Genomic DNA, 19,971 nt, shown 5'->3' with positions numbered 1-19,971 from the left:
GTTTTACGCATGCATGGTTGCATGTGACGTTAAATTTAAATGAGCTGACTGTATGAATTCTAAATACTTTAGAGAGGTGTTTTTTGTCTCGGTAGTTGTTATATTATTATTTTATTTGGTGTTATTTGCAGCCAGTGCTCATGCTGAAGGCGGTTTCAGCTCTGGAGGCATTGGGTTATTTATGACGGGAACAAGAGAGATGCTACTGTAGAGATAATAAATTCTGCTAAAGATTCCCCAATTCTTGTGCATTGACATCCTCCACGTCCTGAAGGGCGTGGGTTCCTGCTCCAACGGGCTGCCTGACTGCACGCTCCTTCCACAGGCAAGCACGGCGTGTCCCGCTCTAAAATGTTACGCGCGCCGTTTACATCGGCGTTCGCAGTATATCTTCATACCAGACACTTGTAAGTATCTCGCATAATCGTGCCATTCACATTTAGAGATCATACAACAGGACGGGGCTGTTTTTGGGCAGCCGGAAGTTAAGCCCATACCAGAAACGTTGCAGTGTACTGAAAAATGGCGCCAGGTTGCCCCTGTTCAACGATTTTCTGAAGGCGCAGGAGTATTCATTACTGATATCCTCCATTGCGCCTTCGGGAACCCACAGGACCAGCTATTTTACCGATAGTGTTTAAAAGGCGTAAGTAATGCCGAGCATGAAGTCATTGGAGGCAGCCTTTGTGTCTGCATCATAAGCGGTATGTTCATCACCAGCATAGTGATTTTTTGAAATGCTCACTTTGCCTGCATTAATGTATTTATAACTGGCGTCAATCATAATATTATCTGTTACAGCATATTTTGCACCGATACCTGCGCCCCAGGCAAAGTTATTTTTTGAAGCAGACAGAGTTTCATTAATACCAAAACCAACAGGAATGGTGTTATTACTTAGCTTCACATGAGCGAGGCCAACGCCTGCGCTGATATAGGGAGTAAATGCCGTACTATTGTGAAAATCATAATAGCCATTAACCATGTAAGTGGTCATTCGGACCTGATTTTTTACATTTATGTGTACTGGATCACCAAATGCAATAATATCCTGCCCGCCTTTAGCATCCGTCTCACCTCTGAAAGTGGTATCCAGTTCTAAACGTACTGGAAGCTGGAATGGATCATAAAAGTCATAACCGATAGCAACCCCGCCGCCAAAAACGCCTTTGGTACGGTCAGGTAACGTTGCATGACCATTAACTATCTCATCCTGGCTGAAGGTTGAGTTGATTCCATAGACATTGACTACGGATGTCCCCGCTTTCCCGGTGATATAGATCCCTTCTTTTGCTGATGCAGTAGCGGACCAGGCTACCACAAGGGGAATGATGCAGACTGCGAAAAAGTTTTTCATTTCAGAACCTGCCTTAATATTGGGCTAAAAGACAAGTTTCACGGTATAGGGTGTGATATAACGATTACATAAACGAAGCCCAAAAAACGGTCTATTGTAACGCTGGGTTTTCTGTAAGCGGGTAAAAAATGAGATGAAAATTTTAAATAACAATACGATAATCGTCGGTATGGAAATCCATCTCCTCGCCAAATTGCCCCACGTACGGTTTCACTTCTACGTTATGTAACGGGTAGTGTTAGATAGAGCGATGCTGTAACAAAAAGATGAAGATGAATTTGTACCCGACCTGGATAAAGCCCGTTATCCAGGAATAACGGGCAAAAATATTTACTCAAGTGCCTGGGCGAGATCTTGTTGTACCTGTTGACGCTGTTCTGGTGTTAAGACTTTGCTTAAATCAAAATAATATTTAACCCGATAATAGCGAGCCTGTTGTTCTATGTTACTGAAGGCTGCAAGCTGCTGTTTTACGGCGGCGTCATCCCATTTACCGGATTTAATCACCTCTATCAGCGCACCGTCTTTAATTCCCTTCATAGAAATCTGACTGACGTCGGTTTCCAGTTGTTGGTGAAGTTTTTTGATCCGGGTAATCTGATCGTTTGTCAGCTTCAGATGCTGGACAATAGGATCCTGGGCGGGCAGGGGAGGATTGGGGACAGCTGTGGCGAAAGCGCCAAAAGAAACGCCCGCCAGAGTCGCTGCCAGTAAAGTTGTGCGTACAAAGTTTTTCATGAAGATATCCTGATAAGGGAGTGATTAACCGTTTTTATTACCCACGAATGGCGAGCAATTATCTTAGAGCCTATCCCAGTAGGGCTATTTTACTTGCCATTTTGGACCTGGGCAGTGCTCAAAATCCTCACGTACTACGTGTACGCTCCGGTTTTTGCGCGCTGTCCGTGTCCAAACTGGCTGCGCCAATAACGCCTGGTGGGATAGGCTCTTAGTCAGAATACGTTGCCTGCCACATTACGCCACGCGAATTTGTTTTACGGAGAGTTACGGAGTGAAACAATCCCGCCGCGGTGAGCGGCAGGTTGCTTACAAGGTGAATGGATCGGCATCGCGCCAGGCTGGAAATTTTTCGCGATAGTCCTGCAAGGCGACGAGAGAAAGATCGGCATCAATACGTGTCGCCTGGTGTGGTTCGGCGGTGGCGATAATATCACCCTGGGGATTAATGATCCGGCTATCGCCGCGATAATGTAACCCGTTGCCATCGGTGCCAACCCGGTTGCAGCCTGCGACATAAGCCTGATTTTCAATAGCGCGCGCCGTCAGTAATGTTTGCCAGTGTAGCGAGCGCGGCGCGGGCCAGTTCGCTACATACAGCGCCAGATCGTAATCATTGCGGTTGCGCGACCATATCGGAAAGCGCAGATCGTAACAGATCAGCGGCAGAATGCGCCAACCGCGCCACTGCACGATGATGCGTTTATCGCCTGCGGCATAATGTTGATGTTCATCCGCCATACGAAACAGATGGCGCTTATCATAGAGATGAACCTTGCCTTCCGGTTCAACCAGTAAGAAGCGATTTACGGCGCCGCGCTCAGTTTGTAGCGCCGCGCTGCCGGCAATCAGAGCGTCAGTTTGTCGGGCTTTGGCCTGCATCCACGTAATCACGCTATCTTGCGAAAGTGAGTTATTAGCGGCCTCCATCGCGAAGCCGGTGGTAAACATTTCAGGCAGAACAATCACATCCCGGCCAGATACGAGCTCTAGCTGTCTGTCAAAATGACGCAGGTTTGCCGGGCCGTCCATCCAGACTAAAGGTTGTTGCAACAGAGTAATTTTCAAACCAGACACGATCGGAGCTCCTCATTGAACAGCGTCTTTACACTGTAGCATGAGCAATAATAAAAAAGCGGCAAGAAAAAGCCCCGCGAAAGCGGGGCAGGAAAGACACGAGACTGATTATGCGGCTTCGACTTTACGCACTTTCTCCGGCAGCTTTACCGGTTTGGTCGCCAGCGCTTCAGGTTCAAAATCATCAACGTTGATACTGCGCAGGCGGCTCTCTTCCGCTTTCGCCAGGATGGCGGCTTCATCTTTATCTATAAGCCCTTTCGCCAGCGCATTGCGCGCCAGTTCATCCAGACGAGTAAACGGCAGATTTTTACCCAGTTCTTTGCAGATGCGCTGGTGGATAGGGTCGGCAGCGATGACATCACGCAGCGCTTCTTCCAGTAAACCGACCGGATTATGTTCGGCGGGCGTCAGATACTGACCGCGCCCAATGCGTGAACGTGTGGCGTTCGGCACCTGTAGGATCTTCGCCACGGCGTGATCCAGCTTATCAGACGGCGCCAGATAATGACGGCCAGTCGGGAAGATCATCGCGGTGAGCAATCCGGCCACGACGCGGTTCGGGAAGTTCTGCAGCAGATCGTCCATCGCTTGTTCAGCACGATACAGCGCATCCTGTACGCCCCAGTGCACCAGCGGCAGGTCGGCTTCGTGGCGACCTTCGTCGTCGTAACGCTTCAGTACGGCTGAGGCCAGATAAAGCTGACTCAATACATCGCCCAGACGCGCGGAGATACGCTCGCGGCGTTTCAGGCTGCCGCCCAGTACCGCCATTGACACGTCAGACAGCAGCGCCAGGTTTGCGCTCAGTCGGTTCAGATGCTGGTAATAACGCTTCGTGGCGTCGCCGGTTGGCGTATGGCTCGTTAATCCGCGGGTCAGGCCAAGCCAGAAACTGCGGACGGTATTGCTGCCGACATGGCCGATATGTTTAAACAACAGCTTATCAAAGGCATTCACATCATTATTCTGCGCTGCGGCCATCTCTTCCAGTACATAAGGATGGCAGCGAATGGCGCCCTGACCAAAGATCATCATGCTACGGGTCAGGATATTCGCGCCTTCCACGGTGATCGCGATAGGCGCGCCCTGGTAAGCACGCGCCAGGAAGTTGCTCTCGCCCAGCATAATGCCTTTACCCCCAGTGATATCCATCGCGTCGATAATGGACTGCTGGCCGCGGTGGGTGCAGTGGTACTTCACGATAGCCGACAGTACCGCCGGTTTTTCACCCAGCATAATGCCATAGGTGATTAACGATGCGGCGGCATCCATCACATAAGCGTTACCTGCAATACGCGCCAGCGGTTCCTCAATACCTTCCATCTTGCCGATAGATATTTTGAACTGACGACGAATGTGAGCATAGGCGCCGGTTGCCAGCGCGACGGATTTCACCCCGCCAGTGGAGTTGGACGGCAGGGTAATACCGCGTCCTACCGACAAACATTCCACCAGCATACGCCAGCCTTGTCCGGCCATTTTGGGGCCGCCGATAATATAATCAATAGGCACGAAAATATCGTTACCGCGGGTTGGACCATTCTGGAACGGAACGTTAAGCGGGAAGTGACGACGACCAATTTCCACACCCGGCGTTGAGGTGGGGATCAGGGCACAGGTAATACCCAGCTCTTCTTCTCCGCCTAACAATCTATCCGGATCGGAAAGCTTAAACGCCAGGCCCAACACGGTAGCTATCGGCGCCAGCGTAATGTAACGCTTGTTCCAGGTCAGGCGCATACCCAGCACCTGCTGGCCCTGCCATTCGCCCATGCAAACCACGCCGGTATCCGGAATGGCGCCTGCATCAGAACCTGCTTCCGGGCTGGTCAGCGCAAAGCAGGGGATCTCCTGGCCGCGCGCCAGTCGCGGCAGATAGTGATTCTTCTGCTCTTCCGTACCATAGTGCTGCAACAACTCGCCAGGGCCGAGTGAGTTTGGAACGCCGACGGTGATAGCCAGAATTCCGGAGACGCCGGACAGTTTTTGCAGTACACGGGACTGCGCATAAGCGGAGAACTCCAGCCCGCCGTACTCTTTTTTAATGATCATCGCAAAAAAACGATGCTCTTTCAGATAAGCCCACAGTTCCGGCGGCAGATCCGCCAGTTCATGGGTAATCTGGAAATCGTTCGCCATCCGGCACGCTTCTTCTACCGGACCGTCGAGAAACGCTTGCTCTTCGGCAGTGAGTTGCGGTTGCGGATAGTTGTGCAGTTTTTTCCAGTCTGGCTTGCCCTGGAACAGATCGCCTTCCCACCAGGTTGTACCGGCATCAATCGCTTCTTTCTCAGTGCGCGACATCGGCGGCATGACCTTACGGAAGCCGCGGAACACCGGTGCGGAAATCATTGATTTTCGCATCGGTGTGAGGTTAAACGGCACGAGGATAATGGCCAGAGGAACCAACAGCCAGATGGACCACAGGCCAGCGACGCCAAGTGCGGCGGTCCAGGCGAGCAGAATCAGGCTGCTGAGAAATAAACTCACGCGGTGATAGAACAATGCGCCGAGCAGAACAACCGTAGCGATAATACTCAAAATCATCATAACGAAAAGCTCCCTTGCTTGTAGGAGGTCTGACCACTTGTGATGATTAGGTTGTAGTGGATGTAAAATCTTTTAGCAATGTGTTTACAAAATAATTACAACAAAGCTCACATTGTTGCCGTTTTTGGGGGCACGAAAAATCAAAAGCGTGAGGCGTTAATTCGGCTTATGCTTCTCGCCTGTACTGCTATCCGGTACACTGCATACTGTCATTTACATTCATGCTGAAGGATATCCTCATGTACCAGGATCTTATTCGTAACGAACTGAACGAAGCGGCGGAAACGCTGGCTAATTTTTTAAAAGATGACGCCAATATTCACGCCATTCAGCGCGCGGCGGTCCTGTTGGCTGACAGTTTTAAAGCGGGTGGTAAGGTACTTTCCTGCGGTAACGGCGGCTCCCATTGCGATGCGATGCACTTTGCTGAAGAGCTGACAGGTCGTTATCGTGAAAATCGTCCGGGCTACCCGGCAATTGCGATTTCTGATGTTAGCCATATATCCTGCGTCAGTAATGATTTTGGCTATGACTATATTTTCTCTCGTTACGTTGAGGCGGTAGGGCGCGAAGGCGATGTCCTGTTAGGGATCTCGACGTCGGGTAACTCTGGTAACGTGATTAAAGCGATTGCCGCGGCCCGTGAAAAAGGCATGAAAGTGATTACGTTGACCGGCAAAGACGGCGGCAAAATGGCGGGAACGGCGGATATTGAAATTCGCGTACCGCACTTCGGTTATGCCGATCGTATTCAGGAAATTCATATCAAAGTAATTCATATCCTGATTCAACTGATCGAAAAAGAGATGGTTAAATAACTATACCCGTCATACTTCAAGCTGCAGGTGCGTTGGTTGCGCTCAGAAACCCCAGTCACATAGTTATCTATGTTCCTGGGGATTTCCTCCCTTACCGCCTTCCTGCAACTCGAATTATTTAGGGTATAGCATATTGTTTTCTTTGATATTTTGAGATTTGATTGGCTGTAAAAATTACGCCTTCCCGCTTAAGGCGTTTGTGGAGGTGATGTATGTGCGAACTGCTTGGGATGAGCGCCAATGTGCCGACGGATATCTGCTTTAGCTTCACCGGACTGGTGCAGCGTGGCGGCGGAACCGGGCCGCATAAAGACGGCTGGGGAATTACCTTTTACGAAGGAAAGGGCTGTCGCACGTTTAAAGATCCGCAACCGAGCTACCATTCGCCGATTGCGAAACTGGTACAGAATTACCCGATCAAGTCCTGCTCGGTTATCGCCCATATCCGTCAGGCTAATCGCGGTGAAGTGGCGCTGGAAAATACACACCCTTTTACCCGGGAATTATGGGGACGCAACTGGACTTATGCTCATAACGGTCAGCTCAACGGTTATAAGTCGCTGGAAACCGGTAATTTTCGTCCGGTGGGGGAAACCGACAGCGAAAAAGCGTTTTGCTGGCTATTGCATAAATTAACGCAGCGTTATCCCCGCACGCCGGGCAACATGACAGCGGTATTTAAATATATTGCGACACTGGCGACGGTATTACGTGAAAAAGGCGTTTTTAACATGCTGCTGTCAGATGGGCGATATGTGATGGCGTTTTGCTCAACCCATTTGCACTGGATCACTCGCCGGGCGCCGTTTGGCGTAGCCACGCTGGTGGATCAGGATATGGAAATTGATTTCAGCTCACAGACCACGCCAAATGACGTGGTTACCGTGATTGCTACCCAGCCGCTAACGGGGAATGAAACCTGGCAAAAGATTATGCCAGGCGAATGGGCGTTATTTTGCCTCGGAGAGCGTATAATTTGAGGCCAGCTGTGGCTGAACGACTTCGTGACTCAACGGTTTGCTCACGACGTAACGTCCATCAACGATAGAAACAGTTGGCGGCTTATGCGTCTGTTCAAAATAATCGTAGCCGGGTTTTAGCTGCGCCCAGAAATCTTTGTAATAAGAATATTTATGACGCTGCATATTGGCGTCGGTCATCCGGAACGGATAAATACTCACCTGTACGCTCGGCTGACCAAAGACCAGCGCGGCGGTGACAAACTGGAAAATCTCATCAATGCCGCTGTCGGTCATGGCATAGCAGCCGACGGAAACACAGGCGCCGTGAATCATCAGATATTTACCATCATAGCCATGCGCGCGATCGTAGGCATTGGGAAAACCAATGTTGATGGCCTTATAAAAACGGCTGTCTGGCTTGAGTTGATTGCGCTGAACGCTGTAAAACCCTTCCGGACTTTTAAAATCGCCCTGACGGCGTTTCGGGCCTAACCCACCGGAATAGTTGCAAATTTTGTAGCTATCAAGCAACTGGTATTGCTCACCCATTTTGACGTAGAGATCAAGAGTGCGCTCTTCTTTAAAAATCTGAATATAGACCGGTGAGCCCATTAACTGCTGCTTATACTCTTTACTGACCGGCGTGACGGGGCTGCTGCTGCTCAGCAAACCGGCAAATGAGACGCACGGCATCAGAAGCATCGCAAGAAAAAATGCGATTTTACGCATACTGCTTGTTCCTTGATAAAACGGTTACACACGCCAGAACGGCAAAAGAGTCCCCAAATCGGAGTAATCTGGATTTGGAGCGCTCACATTAGCACCACGGCAGTTTTTCGCAAGTCCCCGTGTGTACGTTTACAATTTTCCCGCCGCTTTCGTCGTCATACCTTCGAATATGTCGCATTTTTAACGCGAATGTCTCTTTGCGCGCAATAAAACATACTGTACACTTAAACAGTATTGTGGGGGCGAGCGATGCGCAAAATCATACATGTTGATATGGACTGTTTTTTTGCCGCGGTAGAGATGCGTGATAATCCGGCGTTACGCGATATCCCCATTGCCATTGGCGGGAGTCGTGAGCGAAGAGGCGTTATCAGTACCGCCAACTATCCTGCGCGCCAGTTTGGCGTACGCAGCGCGATGCCGACCGCCATGGCGCTAAAGCTGTGCCCCCATCTCACCTTATTGCCTGGCCGCTTTGACGCCTATAAAGAGGCTTCGCGGCATGTACGTGACATCTTTTCCCGCTACACTTCACTGATTGAACCGCTCTCGCTGGATGAAGCCTGGCTGGATGTGACTGACAGCCCGCACTGTTATGGATCGGCAACTCTGATCGCCAGGGAGATTCGTCAGACTATTTTCAATGAACTGCAACTCACCGCCTCCGCCGGCGTTGCGCCAGTGAAATTTCTGGCGAAGATCGCCTCCGATCTCAATAAACCGAACGGACAATATGTTATTACGCCAGCCGATGTACCCGGCTTTCTTAAAACGTTGCCGTTAGCCAAAATTCCAGGCGTGGGGAAAGTTTCCGCCGCCAAACTGGAAAATATGGGGTTAAGAACCTGCGGGGATATTCAACAGTGCGATCTGGCGATGCTTCTCAAACGCTTTGGTAAATTTGGCCGGGTATTATGGGAGCGTAGTCAGGGTATTGACGAGCGTGATGTTAACAGCGAAAGGCTGCGTAAATCGGTAGGTGTTGAGCGTACTCTGGCGGAGGATATTCATGAATGGTCGGACTGCGAGGCCATTATTGAACATTTATATCCGGAACTGGAGCGTCGTCTGGCTATAGTAAAGCCCGATTTACTGATTGCCCGACAGGGCGTTAAATTAAAATTTAATGATTTTCAGCAAACCACTCAGGAACATGTCTGGCCGCAATTAAATAAAGAAGACTTAATTACCACCGCCCGTAAAACCTGGGACGAGCGTCGCGGCGAGCGCGGCGTACGGCTGGTGGGGCTACACGTAACGCTGCTCGACCCTCAGTTGGAACGACAGTTGGTGTTAGGGTTATAAGTCAGGCTATTAAGATTTTATCACTATTACGATTGCGCCATCTAAATTTCAGTATTACTATACCCGCGTTTTCTCATTCTCAATAACTGCAAAGGAGGTTCATCATGACACTTTATTCTCTGAACGCACTTTGCAGACCTTTCCAGGATTAATTTTCTTTTATTGCCCTGGATTAGTCTGCCATTTCCTGATTTTTTAATTCATATATGGAATGGTATATGGGCAATTATATTCGTCCTTTATCAGATGTGGTATTTTCTATCGCATCGGATAACCTGTGGATCGAAGATTCCGCGATCCAACAATTATATACGACGGCTAAGTTAACCGGTATGAAACGCGTTATCGGGATGCCAGATCTGCATCCGGGGCGCGGCTATCCTATTGGCGCAGCCTTTTTCTCGCGTGGACGCTTTTATCCGGCGCTGGTCGGCAACGATATCGGCTGCGGCATGGCGTTATGGCAAACGGATATTTTAGGGCGTAAATATAACGCCGATAAACTGGAGAAGCGGCTGGCGTCGCTGCCTGACGTGGCGGACGCGCAGTGGCTGGAGGAGAATGTCCCCGCCGCAATGCAGCATCATTCGTGGCGCTCTGCGCTGGGTTCCATTGGCGGCGGCAATCATTTTGCCGAGCTGCAGCAGGTCGATCGCATCGTCGATGCTGATTCGTTCGCTTTGTCGGGGTTGCAAAAAGCGCAGTTATTACTGCTGGTACACAGTGGTTCACGCGGTCTGGGGCAAGCTATCCTGCGTCGTCATGTGGAGGCGTTTTCGCATAACGGTTTGCCGGAAGATAGCGACGATGCGCGCCACTACCTTGCAGAACATGACGATGCGCTGGCATTTGCCCGCAGTAATCGCGCGCTGATTGCCCGCCGGATACTGCAACAGCTCAGGGCTGAGGGCGAACCGCGGCTGGATGTGGCGCATAACTTCGTTGAACCCTGTACTGTCGCGGGTGAGGCGGGGTGGCTGCACCGTAAAGGCGCTACGCCAGATGGGCAGGGACTGGTGATTATCCCCGGCTCGCGCGGCGATTATAGCTGGCTGGTGAAACCCGTCGTCAGCGAGGATAGCCTCTTCTCCCTGGCGCACGGCGCGGGGCGCAAATGGATGCGTACCGAGTGTAAAGACCGGTTATCGGCAAAATTTACCCCGCGACAGCTCTGCCGTACCGGGATGGGTAGCCGGGTGATTTGCCGCGATCGCCAGCTCATTTATGAAGAAGCGCCGCAGGCGTATAAATCCATCGATAGCGTTGTGGATTGTCTGGCAGACGCCGGACTGATTACGCCAGTTGCCTGTCTGCGTCCGGTGCTGACGCTGAAAACCTCAGGGGAGAAAAGCGCATGATCTTACTGCAACTTTCTTCCGCACAGGGACCGGACGAGTGTTGTCTGGCGGTAAAAAAAGCGCTGGATTGTCTGACGAAAGAAGCTGCCAGAGAAAAGGTATCGTTGACGCGACTTGAAACAGAGCCGGGACGATTACCAGACACGCTGCGTTCTGCGCTGGTCTCGCTGGACGGCGAAAAAGCCATGGCTTTCAGTGAACGTTGGTGCGGCACTTTACTGTGGATTTGTACCAGCCCGTATCGCCCGCACCATGGGCGAAAAAACTGGTACGTCGGCATTGGGCGCTTTTCCGCCGACGAGCACATACAGTCTGATGAGATTCGTTTCGAGACTCTGCGCTCTTCCGGCCCGGGTGGGCAGCACGTTAATAAAACCGACTCGGCAGTGCGGGCCACGCACCTGGCGAGCGGGATTAGCGTGAAGGTTCAGTCGGAGCGCAGTCAACATGCGAATAAGCGTCTGGCCCGGCTGCTGATTGCCTGGCGGCTGGAACAGCAACGGCAAAATGAGTGTGCGGCGTTGAAGTCTGAAAGGCGTCTGTTCCATCATCAGATTGAGCGCGGCAATCCGCTGCGGATATTTAAAGGAATGGCGTTTATGCCACAATAATTCGGTGTTACCGGCGCTGTTATAGGGCTGTCCGGCTATTCGCGTGTAGCCGCAGCGCTATTCAGCGCATCCAGGAGAGTTTATCTGGCAATAGATACCCGATATTCCATATTGCTAGCCCGTCCAGAAATGGGACGGGCATTTTAGCGCTTTCTTACTTCGCAGGAATCGCTTTCAGCAATTCGGTCAGCAGAGTCCAGTAGTGGCCGACGCTTTCGATATGTACCTGCTCATCCGGAGAGTGAGGTCCGGTAATGGTCGGCCCAATAGAAACCATGTCCATATCCGGATAGGGTTTCTTAAACAGACCGCATTCCAGGCCGGCGTGGATAATCTGGATGTTCGGTGTCTTGTTGAACAGACGCTGATAGGTTTCCCGCACCAGGTGCATGACCGGCGAGTTCGCATCGGGCTGCCAGCCAGGATAGCTGCCTTTTGCTTCGGTTTTAGCGCCAGCCAGCTTGCCCAGCGAATCCAGCATACTCACCACATAATCTTTACCGCTGTCGATAAGAGAGCGAATCAGGCAGTGAATTTCGACATTCGCATCGGACATTGTGACCACGCCAACGTTCAGCGATGTTTCCACTACGCCTTTCGCCACGTCTGAATTGCGGATCACGCCGTTCGGCGTTGCGTTCAGCAGGCGCACAAAGGTATCGCGTGACGGCGCGGTCAATGCGGCTTTATCATTCGCAACCTCATTGAGTTGCAGCGTCAGGTTTTTCTCTTTTTCCGCCAGTTCGTTTTTCAGAATATCCTGGTAAGCGTTCACTAATGTTTTCAGCGCGCCTACGTTGTCTGCGGCAACGGCGAGGGTAGCGAACGCTTCGCGCGGAATCGCGTTACGCAGCGTGCCGCCGTTGAAATCGATCAGACGCAGATCCAGTTCTTCTGCGTGCCCGGCCAGAAAACGCGCCAGCAATTTGTTGGCATTGCCAAGACCGAGGTGAATTTCACCACCGGAGTGGCCGCCTTTCAGACCTTTCAGGGTTAGCTTAAAGCACGCAAATCCTGCGGGTACAGCTTCACGGGTCAACGGCAGATTAGAGGTAAAATCGATGCCGCCTGCGCAGCCCATATAGATCTCACCTTCTTCTTCAGAGTCGGTGTTGATCAGGATGTCGGCCTGCAACCAGCCGGACTGGAGGCCGAACGCGCCATCCATGCCGGCTTCTTCAGTCATGGTCAGCAGCACTTCCAGCGGGCCGTGGACGACATTATCATCAGCCAGTACCGCTAACGCAGAAGCCATTCCAATACCATTGTCGGCGCCGAGCGTAGTACCGCGCGCTTTAACCCATTCGCCATCAATATAAGGCTGGATAGGATCTGTAGTGAAGTCGTGAACGGTGTCGCTATTTTTTTGCGGCACCATATCCAGATGCGCCTGTAAAACGACCGGCTTGCGATTTTCCATACCTGCAGTGGCGGGCTTACGGATCAGAATATTACCGACCTGGTCGCGATCCACGTAAAGGCCTTTCTCCTTGGCCCAACTCACAATATGTTCCGCGAGTTGCTCTTCGTGATAGGACGGGTGAGGAATAGAACAGATTTTGGCAAAAATATCCCACAAAGGTTGTGGTGATAACTGAGACAGTTCAGACACGATAAGTCTCCTTGGCGGTGGTCTGAAAAACGTTCTTACAGGCCACAGGGTTAGCGGAATTGATAACTCTTACGAGATGCGACTGAGAATACCACTTTCTCCGCCTGCGGGTAGTATAAAGCATACAAAAAGAGGCGTGGATTCCGCTAAACACTGGTTTTTAGCGCGTCAGGTCTCTATAATCTCGCGCAACTATTTCCCCCTCGAACACTTTTTAAGCCGTAGATAAACAGGCTGGGACACTTCACATGAGCGAAAAATACGTCGTCACCTGGGACATGTTGCAGATTCACGCACGCAAACTGGCGAGCCGCCTCATGCCTTCAGAACAATGGAAAGGCATTATTGCCGTAAGTCGTGGCGGCCTTGTACCGGGCGCACTACTGGCGCGTGAATTGGGCATTCGTCATGTCGATACCGTATGCATCTCCAGCTACGATCACGATAACCAGCGCGAACTGAAAGTGCTGAAACGTGCAGAAGGCGACGGCGAAGGCTTTATCGTCATCGACGATCTGGTCGATACCGGCGGCACCGCCGTCGCGATTCGCGAAATGTACCCTAAAGCGCATTTCGTCACGATTTTCGCTAAACCGGCGGGCCGTCCGCTGGTTGATGATTATGTTATTGATATTCCTCAGAACACCTGGATTGAGCAGCCCTGGGATATGGGTGTGGTATTTGTACCGCCGATTTCAGGTCGTTAATCAGCAGCTTTTCAGAGCGCCCGGCAATGCCGGGCGCTGTTTTATTGGTTACAATAAGCCTCTATGAGTATCCAAGGAGGCTGCACGAATGACACAGGCTAACCTCAGCGAAACCCTGTTCAAACCCCGCTTTAAACATACTGAAACGTCTACCCTTGTCCGTCGGTTCAATCGTGGGTCGCAGCCGCCCATGCAATCCGCGCTGGACGGTAAGAACGTCCCGCACTGGTATCGCATGATAAACCGCCTGATGTGGATTTGGCGCGGCGTTGATCCACGAGAAATCCTTGATGTGCAGGCGCGTATTGTGATGAGCGACGCAGAGCGAACGGATGATGATTTATACGATACGGTCATCGGTTACCGCGGCGGCAACTGGATTTATGAGTGGGCAAAGCAGGCGATGGACTGGCAGCAGAAAGCCTGTCAGGAACAGGACGCCATGCGCAGCGGACGCTACTGGCTTCATGCTTCAACGCTCTATAACATTGCCGCCTACCCGCATTTGAAGGGCGATGAGCTGGCGGAGCAGGCGCAGGCGCTGGCGAATCGCGCCTATGAAGAGGCCGCGCAGCGGTTGCCAGGCTCGTTACGTGAAATGGAATTTGCCGTTCCTGGCGGTTCGCCTGTCACCGCGTTTTTACATATGCCGAAAGGGGATGGCCCGTTTCCGACGGTGCTCATGTGCGGCGGCCTGGACGCCATGCAAACCGACTATTACACCCTGTATGAACGCTATTTCGCGCCGCGCGGTATCGCGATGTTAACGCTTGATATGCCTTCGGTTGGATTTTCATCAAAGTGGAAATTAACCCAGGATTCCAGCTTGCTCCACCAGCATGTGTTAAAAGCGCTTCCTAATGTCCCTTGGGTGGATCATACCCGTGTTGCGGCGTTTGGTTTCCGTTTTGGCGCCAACGTTGCGGTGCGTCTGGCCTATCTGGAAGCGCCGCGTTTGAAAGCGGTGGCTTGCCTGGGGCCGGTGGTCCATGCGCTACTTAGCGATCCGCAACGACAGAGCACGGTGCCGGAGATGTATCTGGATGTGCTGGCCAGCCGTCTGGGTATGCATGATGCTTCGGATGAGGCGCTGCGTGTGGAGCTCAATCGCTATTCGTTGAAAGTACAGGGGCTACTGGGCAGACGTTGTCCTACGCCAATGCTTTCCGGCTTCTGGAAAAACGATCCTTTCAGCCCGGAAGAAGAGTCTCGCTTAATTACAACATCATCTTCAGACGGTAAGCTGATAGAGATCCCTTTTAACCCGGTGTACCGCAATTTTGACCACGCGCTGCAAGAAATTACCGACTGGATTAATCATAGATTGTGTTAATAGATTGATAAATTCTATTGATTTGGTAAAACAGTTGCTTCATTAAAGGAGATCGCAATGACGTTACCGAGTGGACACCCGAAAAGTAGATTGATCAAGAAATTTACCGCGCTTGGCCCCTATATCCGGGAAGGGCAGTGCGAAGACAATCGTTTTTTTTTCGATTGCCTGGCAGTTTGCGTCAACGTGAAGCCCGCGCCAGAGAAGCGTGAATTTTGGGGCTGGTGGATGGAGCTGGAAGCACAAGAGAAACGCTTCACTTATCGTTATCAGTTTGGTTTGTTTGATAAAGAGGGCAACTGGACCGCAGTGCCGATTAACGAAACCGAAGTGGTGGAGCGACTGGAATACACGCTACGCGAGTTTCATGAAAAGCTACGCGACCTGCTGATTTCTATGGAGCTGGCGCTGGAGCCGTCTGACGATTTCAACGACGAGCCGGTAAAACTGTCGGCATAACCCTGCTGTCATGCCTGATGGCGTAGCGCCATCAGGCACAATGCGACTTATCAGAACTGGTAGGTCAACCCTATTGCCACAATATCATCGTCATTAATGCCTAACGTGTTATCGCTATCAAGCTGATTGATTTTGTAATCTACAAACGCGGACATATTTTTGTTGAAGTAATAGGTTGCGCCCACGTCAATGTAATTCACCAAATCCTCACTGCCGACGCCCTCAATATCTTTGCCTTTTGACAGCACATAGCCTAATGACGGACGCAGACCAAAATCAAACTGATACTGGATAACCGCTTCGAAATTTTGGGTTTTATTGGCAAATCCGCCGGAAACTGGCGTCATGTTGCGGGTTTCTGAATAGAAAGTCGCCATATAAATATCATTCGCGTCATACTTTACACCCGTAGCCCAGGCTTCGGCTTTATCGCCCGTACCGCGGCGCTGCAGATTTTGCTCCCTGGTGCGATCGGAGAGAGTATAAGCGCCGCTGACGGCAAAATCACTGCCGCCGAAATCATAGCTCACGGAAGTGCCGAAGCCGTCGCCGTTTTGCTTTTTCACATCGCGATCTTCGTTTTTCCCCTGATACTGTAAGGTAAGATCCAGTCCATCAACGATGCCGAAGAAATCGGTATTGCGGTAAGTCGCCAGCCCGCTGGCGCGTTTAGTCATAAAATTATCGGTCTGGGCGGAAGAGTCGCCGCCGAATTCGGGAAACATATCCGTCCAGGCCTCAACATCGTACAGCGCGCCCAGGTTACGTCCATAGTCAAAAGAACCGATATCTTTTAATTTCAGGCCAGCAAAGGCCAGGCGGGTTTTTTGCTGGGACGAATCACTTTCGGCTTTATTACCAGCAAACTCAGCTTCCCAGCGCCCGTAGCCGGTCAATTGATCGTTAATTTGCGTTTCGCCTTTAAAACCAAAACGAACGTAGCTTTGATCGCCATCTTTGCTGTCATAATCGCTCATATAGTGCATGGCTTTAACTTTTCCATACACATCAAGCTTATTACCGTTTTTATTGTAAACCTCGGCGGCGTGAACAGATGCTGATGCGATGATACTCACCACTATTGCCAGAGTGCTCTTATTCATTTCCATTCCTGTTTTAATTACGCGCTATGATTTGTCGGGAGACCCGGTAAAAAACAGGAAGGTTTTTAACGTTCGGTAATGAAAGATTTATGACAAAGTGAGAATTTTTTTAAAAAAATATGTTTAATTGTTGCGGTAATAAAATGGTCAAATTCCGCCGCTACGCTTGCTGATCCTGCGCAACAAAATTTCACGCTACGCGTACAGGTTGTTGGCAACCGGAGCCAGTCCTGCTAAAACGTTCATTTGGTCTTTATTTCTTATTTTGAACGGCAGAGAATCATGAGTGACAGCCAGACGCTGGTCGTAAAACTCGGCACCAGCGTGCTAACAGGCGGATCGCGCCGCCTGAACCGTGCCCATATCGTAGAACTTGTCCGCCAGTGCGCGCAGCTACACGCCGCGGGACATCGTATTGTTATTGTTACCTCTGGCGCGATTGCCGCCGGACGTGAACATCTCGGCTACCCGGAACTGCCGGCAACAATTGCCTCTAAACAGCTTCTGGCGGCGGTAGGGCAAAGCCGTCTGATTCAACTGTGGGAGCAGTTGTTTTCAATTTACGGTATCCATATCGGGCAGATGCTGTTGACGCGTGCGGATATGGAAGACAGAGAGCGCTTTCTGAACGCCCGCGATACGCTGCGTGCATTACTGGATAACCATATTGTGCCGGTTATCAATGAAAATGATGCCGTTGCGACAGCGGAAATTAAAGTGGGCGATAACGATAACCTCTCCGCGCTGGCGGCGATCCTGGCAGGCGCGGATAAACTGCTGCTGCTGACCGATCAGCAAGGATTATTTACCGCCGATCCGCGTAGCAATCCGCAGGCGGAGCTTATCAAAGATGTGTATGGCGTTGACGATGCGCTGCGCTCTATCGCGGGAGACAGCGTTTCCGGGCTGGGAACCGGTGGTATGAGCACTAAGCTTCAGGCGGCAGACGTAGCCTGTCGCGCGGGTATTGATACGATTATTGCCTCAGGCAGTAAACCGGGCGTGATCGGCGATGTGATGGAGGGGATTTCCGTCGGTACCCGTTTTCATGCGCAAGCCTCGCCGCTGGAGAACCGCAAACGTTGGATCTTCGGCGCGCCGCCGGCAGGTGAAATTACGGTTGATGAAGGCGCGACCGCGGCAATGCTGGAACGTGGCAGTTCACTTCTGCCAAAAGGCATCAAAAGCGTGACGGGCAATTTCTCGCGGGGGGAGGTCATCAGAATTTGTAACCTGCAAGGGCGTGATATCGCTCATGGCGTCAGCCGTTATAACAGTGATGCTCTGCGGCGGATAGCCGGTCACCACTCTCAACAAATCGATGCGATTCTGGGCTATGAATATGGCCCGGTCGCTGTTCATCGTGATGACATGATTACTCGATAAGGAACAGGCATATGCTGGAACAAATGGGCATTGCTGCTAAAGCGGCGTCGTATAAGCTGGCGCTGCTCTCCAGCGGCGAAAAAAATCGCGTGCTGGAAAAAATAGCCGATGAACTGGAAGCGCAAATGGAAAGTATCCTCAGCGCGAACGTACAAGATGTTGAGCAGGCGCGAGCCAACGGCCTGAGCGAAGCGATGCTGGACCGCCTGGCGCTGACCCCTGCGCGTCTGAAAGCGATTGCTGACGATGTGCGCCAGGTCTGTAATCTCGCCGACCCGGTCGGGCAGGTGATCGACGGCGGTCTGCTGGACAGCGGGCTACGTCTGGAACGCCGCCGCGTGCCGTTGGGCGTGGTTGGCGTTATCTATGAGGCGCGTCCGAATGTTACCGTTGATGTGGCTTCTTTGTGTCTGAAAACCGGTAATGCGGTGATTCTACGCGGTGGGAAAGAGACGCATCGCACGAATGCCGCAACCGTTCGTGTCATTCAGAAGGCGCTGAAAGCTTGCGGTTTACCGGAGGCGGCGGTTCAGGCGATTGATAATCCGGATCGTTCGCTGGTCAATGAAATGCTGCGTATGGATAAGTACATCGATATGCTGATCCCGCGCGGCGGCGCAGGCTTGCATAAACTGTGCCGCGAGCAATCCACCATTCCGGTGATTACCGGCGGGATTGGCGTGTGCCATATTTTTGTTGATAGCAGCGCAGACATCGCCCCGGCGCTGAAGATTATTGTCAACGCTAAAACCCAGCGCCCGAGCACCTGTAACACGGTGGAAACCTTGCTGGTGCATCAGGACATCGCAGAACGCTTTTTGCCTGCGCTGAGCAAGCAGATGGCGGAGAGCGGCGTGACGTTGCATGGGGATGAAACCGTCATGCAGGTACTGCATGGCCCTGCCAAACTGGTGCCGCTGAAACCGGAAGAGCTGGATAACGAGTTTCTGTCTCTGGATCTGAACGTTGTGGTGGTCGAAAATATGGATGGCGCTATCGCCCACATTCGCGAACATGGTACTCAGCACTCCGATGCGATTTTGACGTGTGATATGCATAATGCTGCGCGTTTTGTGAACGAAGTGGATTCCGCTGCGGTTTATGTCAACGCCTCTACCCGTTTTACCGACGGCGGGCAGTTTGGGCTTGGCGCAGAAGTGGCGGTCAGCACGCAGAAATTACATGCCCGCGGTCCGATGGGGCTTGAAGCGCTTACCACCTATAAGTGGATCGGCTTTGGCGATGGTACGATTCGTGCGTAATTAATGACGAGCGGTGCAAAAATAGCCGGTTGAGTAGCAAGGCTATTGACGCACCGCCCGGTTAGTTTTAACCTTCTACCCCGTGATTCACCCGCGTGAACACACCCTTCTCAGGGCCGATATAGCTCAGTTGGTAGAGCAGCGCATTCGTAATGCGAAGGTCGTAGGTTCGACTCCTATTATCGGCACCATCTCAAGTTCCTCAAACGTCCGTATTCATCCATAAATACACTGATTTATAACGACTTTATTGCTTTTTTGTCCATCACCGTCCGTAACCATCCAGTAGAATCCGACACTGAATGTGTATAGGATTGTGTATATGTTCCTGTTCGGTCTTGGATTCCTATCCACATGCCTTTAAACGATATGCAGATTCGCCGCGCTAAGCCTGAAACTAAAGCCTATACACTCGGAGATGGGCAAGGGTTGTCATTGCTAATTGAACCTAATGGAAGCAAGAGCTGGCGGTTCCGTTATCGTTTTGCCGGTAAGCCAAAAATGATCTCGCCGGGTGTGTATCCGACGATCACACTTGCAGATGTCAGTTCTCGTCGTGATGATGCCCGAAAACTTGTGGCAGAAGGAAAGAGCTGTGATC

General features: G+C 51.4%; 18 protein-coding genes, 1 tRNA gene and 2 pseudogenes. 13 read left to right on the top strand and 8 right to left on the bottom strand.

Annotated elements, in window-relative coordinates; genetic code table 11:
• Positions 1 to 276 precede the first annotated feature (276 nt).
• Positions 277 to 410: pseudogene (locus J4613_RS19665) on the bottom strand (RNA-guided endonuclease TnpB family protein); the annotation flags it as partial.
• A gap of 35 nt (positions 411 to 445) precedes the next feature.
• Between J4613_RS19665 and J4613_RS19660 the strand changes: the two are divergent.
• Positions 446 to 634 carry a hypothetical protein gene (locus J4613_RS19660; RefSeq protein WP_031603649.1) on the top strand — a complete coding sequence of 63 codons (189 nt, stop codon included), beginning with the start codon at positions 446 to 448 and terminating at the stop codon, positions 632 to 634.
• A gap of 3 nt (positions 635 to 637) precedes the next feature.
• Here the strand turns inward: J4613_RS19660 and pagN are convergent, their stop codons facing one another.
• The 4 genes from pagN to fadE all read right to left on the bottom strand — a co-directional run bounded on the left by pagN (position 638) and on the right by fadE (position 5,725).
• Positions 638 to 1,357, bottom strand: coding sequence for an adhesin/invasin protein PagN (gene pagN, locus J4613_RS19655; protein WP_000787603.1), 720 nt, complete (start codon positions 1,355 to 1,357; stop codon positions 638 to 640).
• A 330-nt stretch (positions 1,358 to 1,687) separates the two neighbouring features.
• Positions 1,688 to 2,095: a Spy/CpxP family protein refolding chaperone gene (locus tag J4613_RS19650; RefSeq protein WP_000788200.1), complete on the bottom strand. Its 408-nt coding sequence runs from the start codon at positions 2,093 to 2,095 to the stop codon at positions 1,688 to 1,690.
• Between the two features lie 309 nt (positions 2,096 to 2,404).
• Positions 2,405 to 3,172 carry an amidohydrolase gene (locus J4613_RS19645; RefSeq protein WP_000015789.1) on the bottom strand — a complete coding sequence of 256 codons (768 nt, stop codon included), beginning with the start codon at positions 3,170 to 3,172 and terminating at the stop codon, positions 2,405 to 2,407.
• 108 nt (positions 3,173 to 3,280) lie between these two features.
• Positions 3,281 to 5,725, bottom strand: coding sequence for an acyl-CoA dehydrogenase FadE (gene fadE / locus J4613_RS19640; protein WP_000973041.1), 2,445 nt, complete (start codon positions 5,723 to 5,725; stop codon positions 3,281 to 3,283).
• Between the two features lie 239 nt (positions 5,726 to 5,964).
• Between fadE and lpcA the strand changes: the two genes are divergently transcribed.
• Positions 5,965 to 6,543 carry a D-sedoheptulose 7-phosphate isomerase gene (gene lpcA / locus J4613_RS19635; protein WP_000284051.1) on the top strand — a complete coding sequence of 193 codons (579 nt, stop codon included), beginning with the start codon at positions 5,965 to 5,967 and terminating at the stop codon, positions 6,541 to 6,543.
• Between the two features lie 212 nt (positions 6,544 to 6,755).
• A complete protein-coding gene (locus tag J4613_RS19630; RefSeq protein ID WP_000333387.1) occupies positions 6,756 to 7,523 on the top strand; it encodes a class II glutamine amidotransferase in 768 nt (255 codons plus the stop codon).
• Here the strand turns inward: J4613_RS19630 and dpaA are convergent.
• Positions 7,494 to 8,234, bottom strand: coding sequence for a peptidoglycan meso-diaminopimelic acid protein amidase (gene dpaA / locus J4613_RS19625; RefSeq protein ID WP_001225658.1), 741 nt, complete (start codon positions 8,232 to 8,234; stop codon positions 7,494 to 7,496). The genes J4613_RS19630 and dpaA overlap by 30 nt on opposite strands.
• Before the next feature lie 249 nt (positions 8,235 to 8,483).
• On the opposite strand from dpaA, the gene dinB reads away from it, so the two are divergent.
• From dinB to prfH, 3 genes are all read left to right on the top strand, one after another.
• Entirely contained in the window at positions 8,484 to 9,539 is a 1,056-nt protein-coding gene (gene dinB, locus J4613_RS19620) for a DNA polymerase IV (protein WP_001226204.1), read from the top strand.
• Positions 9,540 to 9,757: 218 nt separating this feature from the next.
• Entirely contained in the window at positions 9,758 to 10,897 is a 1,140-nt protein-coding gene (locus J4613_RS19615) for an RNA ligase RtcB family protein (RefSeq protein ID WP_111742437.1), read from the top strand.
• Positions 10,894 to 11,508, top strand: coding sequence for a peptide chain release factor H (gene prfH / locus J4613_RS19610; RefSeq protein ID WP_000602085.1), 615 nt, complete (start codon positions 10,894 to 10,896; stop codon positions 11,506 to 11,508). The genes J4613_RS19615 and prfH overlap by 4 nt, the downstream gene beginning before the upstream one ends.
• Positions 11,509 to 11,662: 154 nt before the next feature.
• Here prfH and pepD read toward each other — a convergent pair whose 3' ends face one another.
• The gene (gene pepD / locus J4613_RS19605) at positions 11,663 to 13,120 is read right to left on the bottom strand and encodes a cytosol nonspecific dipeptidase (protein WP_039591226.1); all 1,458 of its coding nucleotides are present in this window, start codon (positions 13,118 to 13,120) and stop codon (positions 11,663 to 11,665) included.
• 248 nt (positions 13,121 to 13,368) lie between these two features.
• Here pepD and gpt point away from each other — a divergent pair, with 248 nt between their 5' ends.
• The 3 genes from gpt (at position 13,369) to crl (ending at position 15,619) form a co-directional block, all read left to right on the top strand.
• Positions 13,369 to 13,827, top strand: coding sequence for a xanthine phosphoribosyltransferase (gene gpt, locus J4613_RS19600; protein WP_001292018.1), 459 nt, complete (start codon positions 13,369 to 13,371; stop codon positions 13,825 to 13,827).
• 88 nt (positions 13,828 to 13,915) lie between these two features.
• On the top strand, positions 13,916 to 15,160 hold the full coding sequence (frsA, locus tag J4613_RS19595; RefSeq protein ID WP_000189586.1) for an esterase FrsA: 1,245 nt from the start codon (positions 13,916 to 13,918) through the stop codon (positions 15,158 to 15,160).
• Positions 15,161 to 15,217: 57 nt separating this feature from the next.
• Positions 15,218 to 15,619 carry a sigma factor-binding protein Crl gene (gene crl, locus J4613_RS19590; protein ID WP_000174693.1) on the top strand — a complete coding sequence of 134 codons (402 nt, stop codon included), beginning with the start codon at positions 15,218 to 15,220 and terminating at the stop codon, positions 15,617 to 15,619.
• Between the two features lie 50 nt (positions 15,620 to 15,669).
• Here the strand turns inward: crl and phoE are convergent, their stop codons facing one another.
• On the bottom strand, positions 15,670 to 16,722 hold the full coding sequence (phoE, locus tag J4613_RS19585; RefSeq protein WP_023237819.1) for a phosphoporin PhoE: 1,053 nt from the start codon (positions 16,720 to 16,722) through the stop codon (positions 15,670 to 15,672).
• Positions 16,723 to 17,004: 282 nt separating this feature from the next.
• Here phoE and proB point away from each other — a divergent pair, with 282 nt between their 5' ends.
• From proB to J4613_RS19565, 4 genes and pseudogenes are all read left to right on the top strand, one after another.
• Entirely contained in the window at positions 17,005 to 18,108 is a 1,104-nt protein-coding gene (proB, locus tag J4613_RS19580; RefSeq protein WP_001285275.1) for a glutamate 5-kinase, read from the top strand.
• Between the two features lie 11 nt (positions 18,109 to 18,119).
• Entirely contained in the window at positions 18,120 to 19,370 is a 1,251-nt protein-coding gene (gene proA, locus J4613_RS19575; RefSeq protein ID WP_000893225.1) for a glutamate-5-semialdehyde dehydrogenase, read from the top strand.
• A gap of 115 nt (positions 19,371 to 19,485) precedes the next feature.
• Positions 19,486 to 19,561: transfer RNA gene (locus tag J4613_RS19570), tRNA-Thr, on the top strand.
• 163 nt (positions 19,562 to 19,724) lie between these two features.
• Positions 19,725 to 19,961: pseudogene (locus J4613_RS19565) on the top strand (Arm DNA-binding domain-containing protein); the annotation flags it as partial.
• Positions 19,962 to 19,971: the final 10 nt, after the last annotated feature.

Source organism: Salmonella sp. 32020114201800008SM, assembly GCF_017572025.1.
Lineage (GTDB): Bacteria > Pseudomonadota > Gammaproteobacteria > Enterobacterales > Enterobacteriaceae > Salmonella > Salmonella enterica.
Note: the sequence above shows the minus strand (reverse complement) of the source record. Positions and strands in the feature narration are given on the sequence as shown.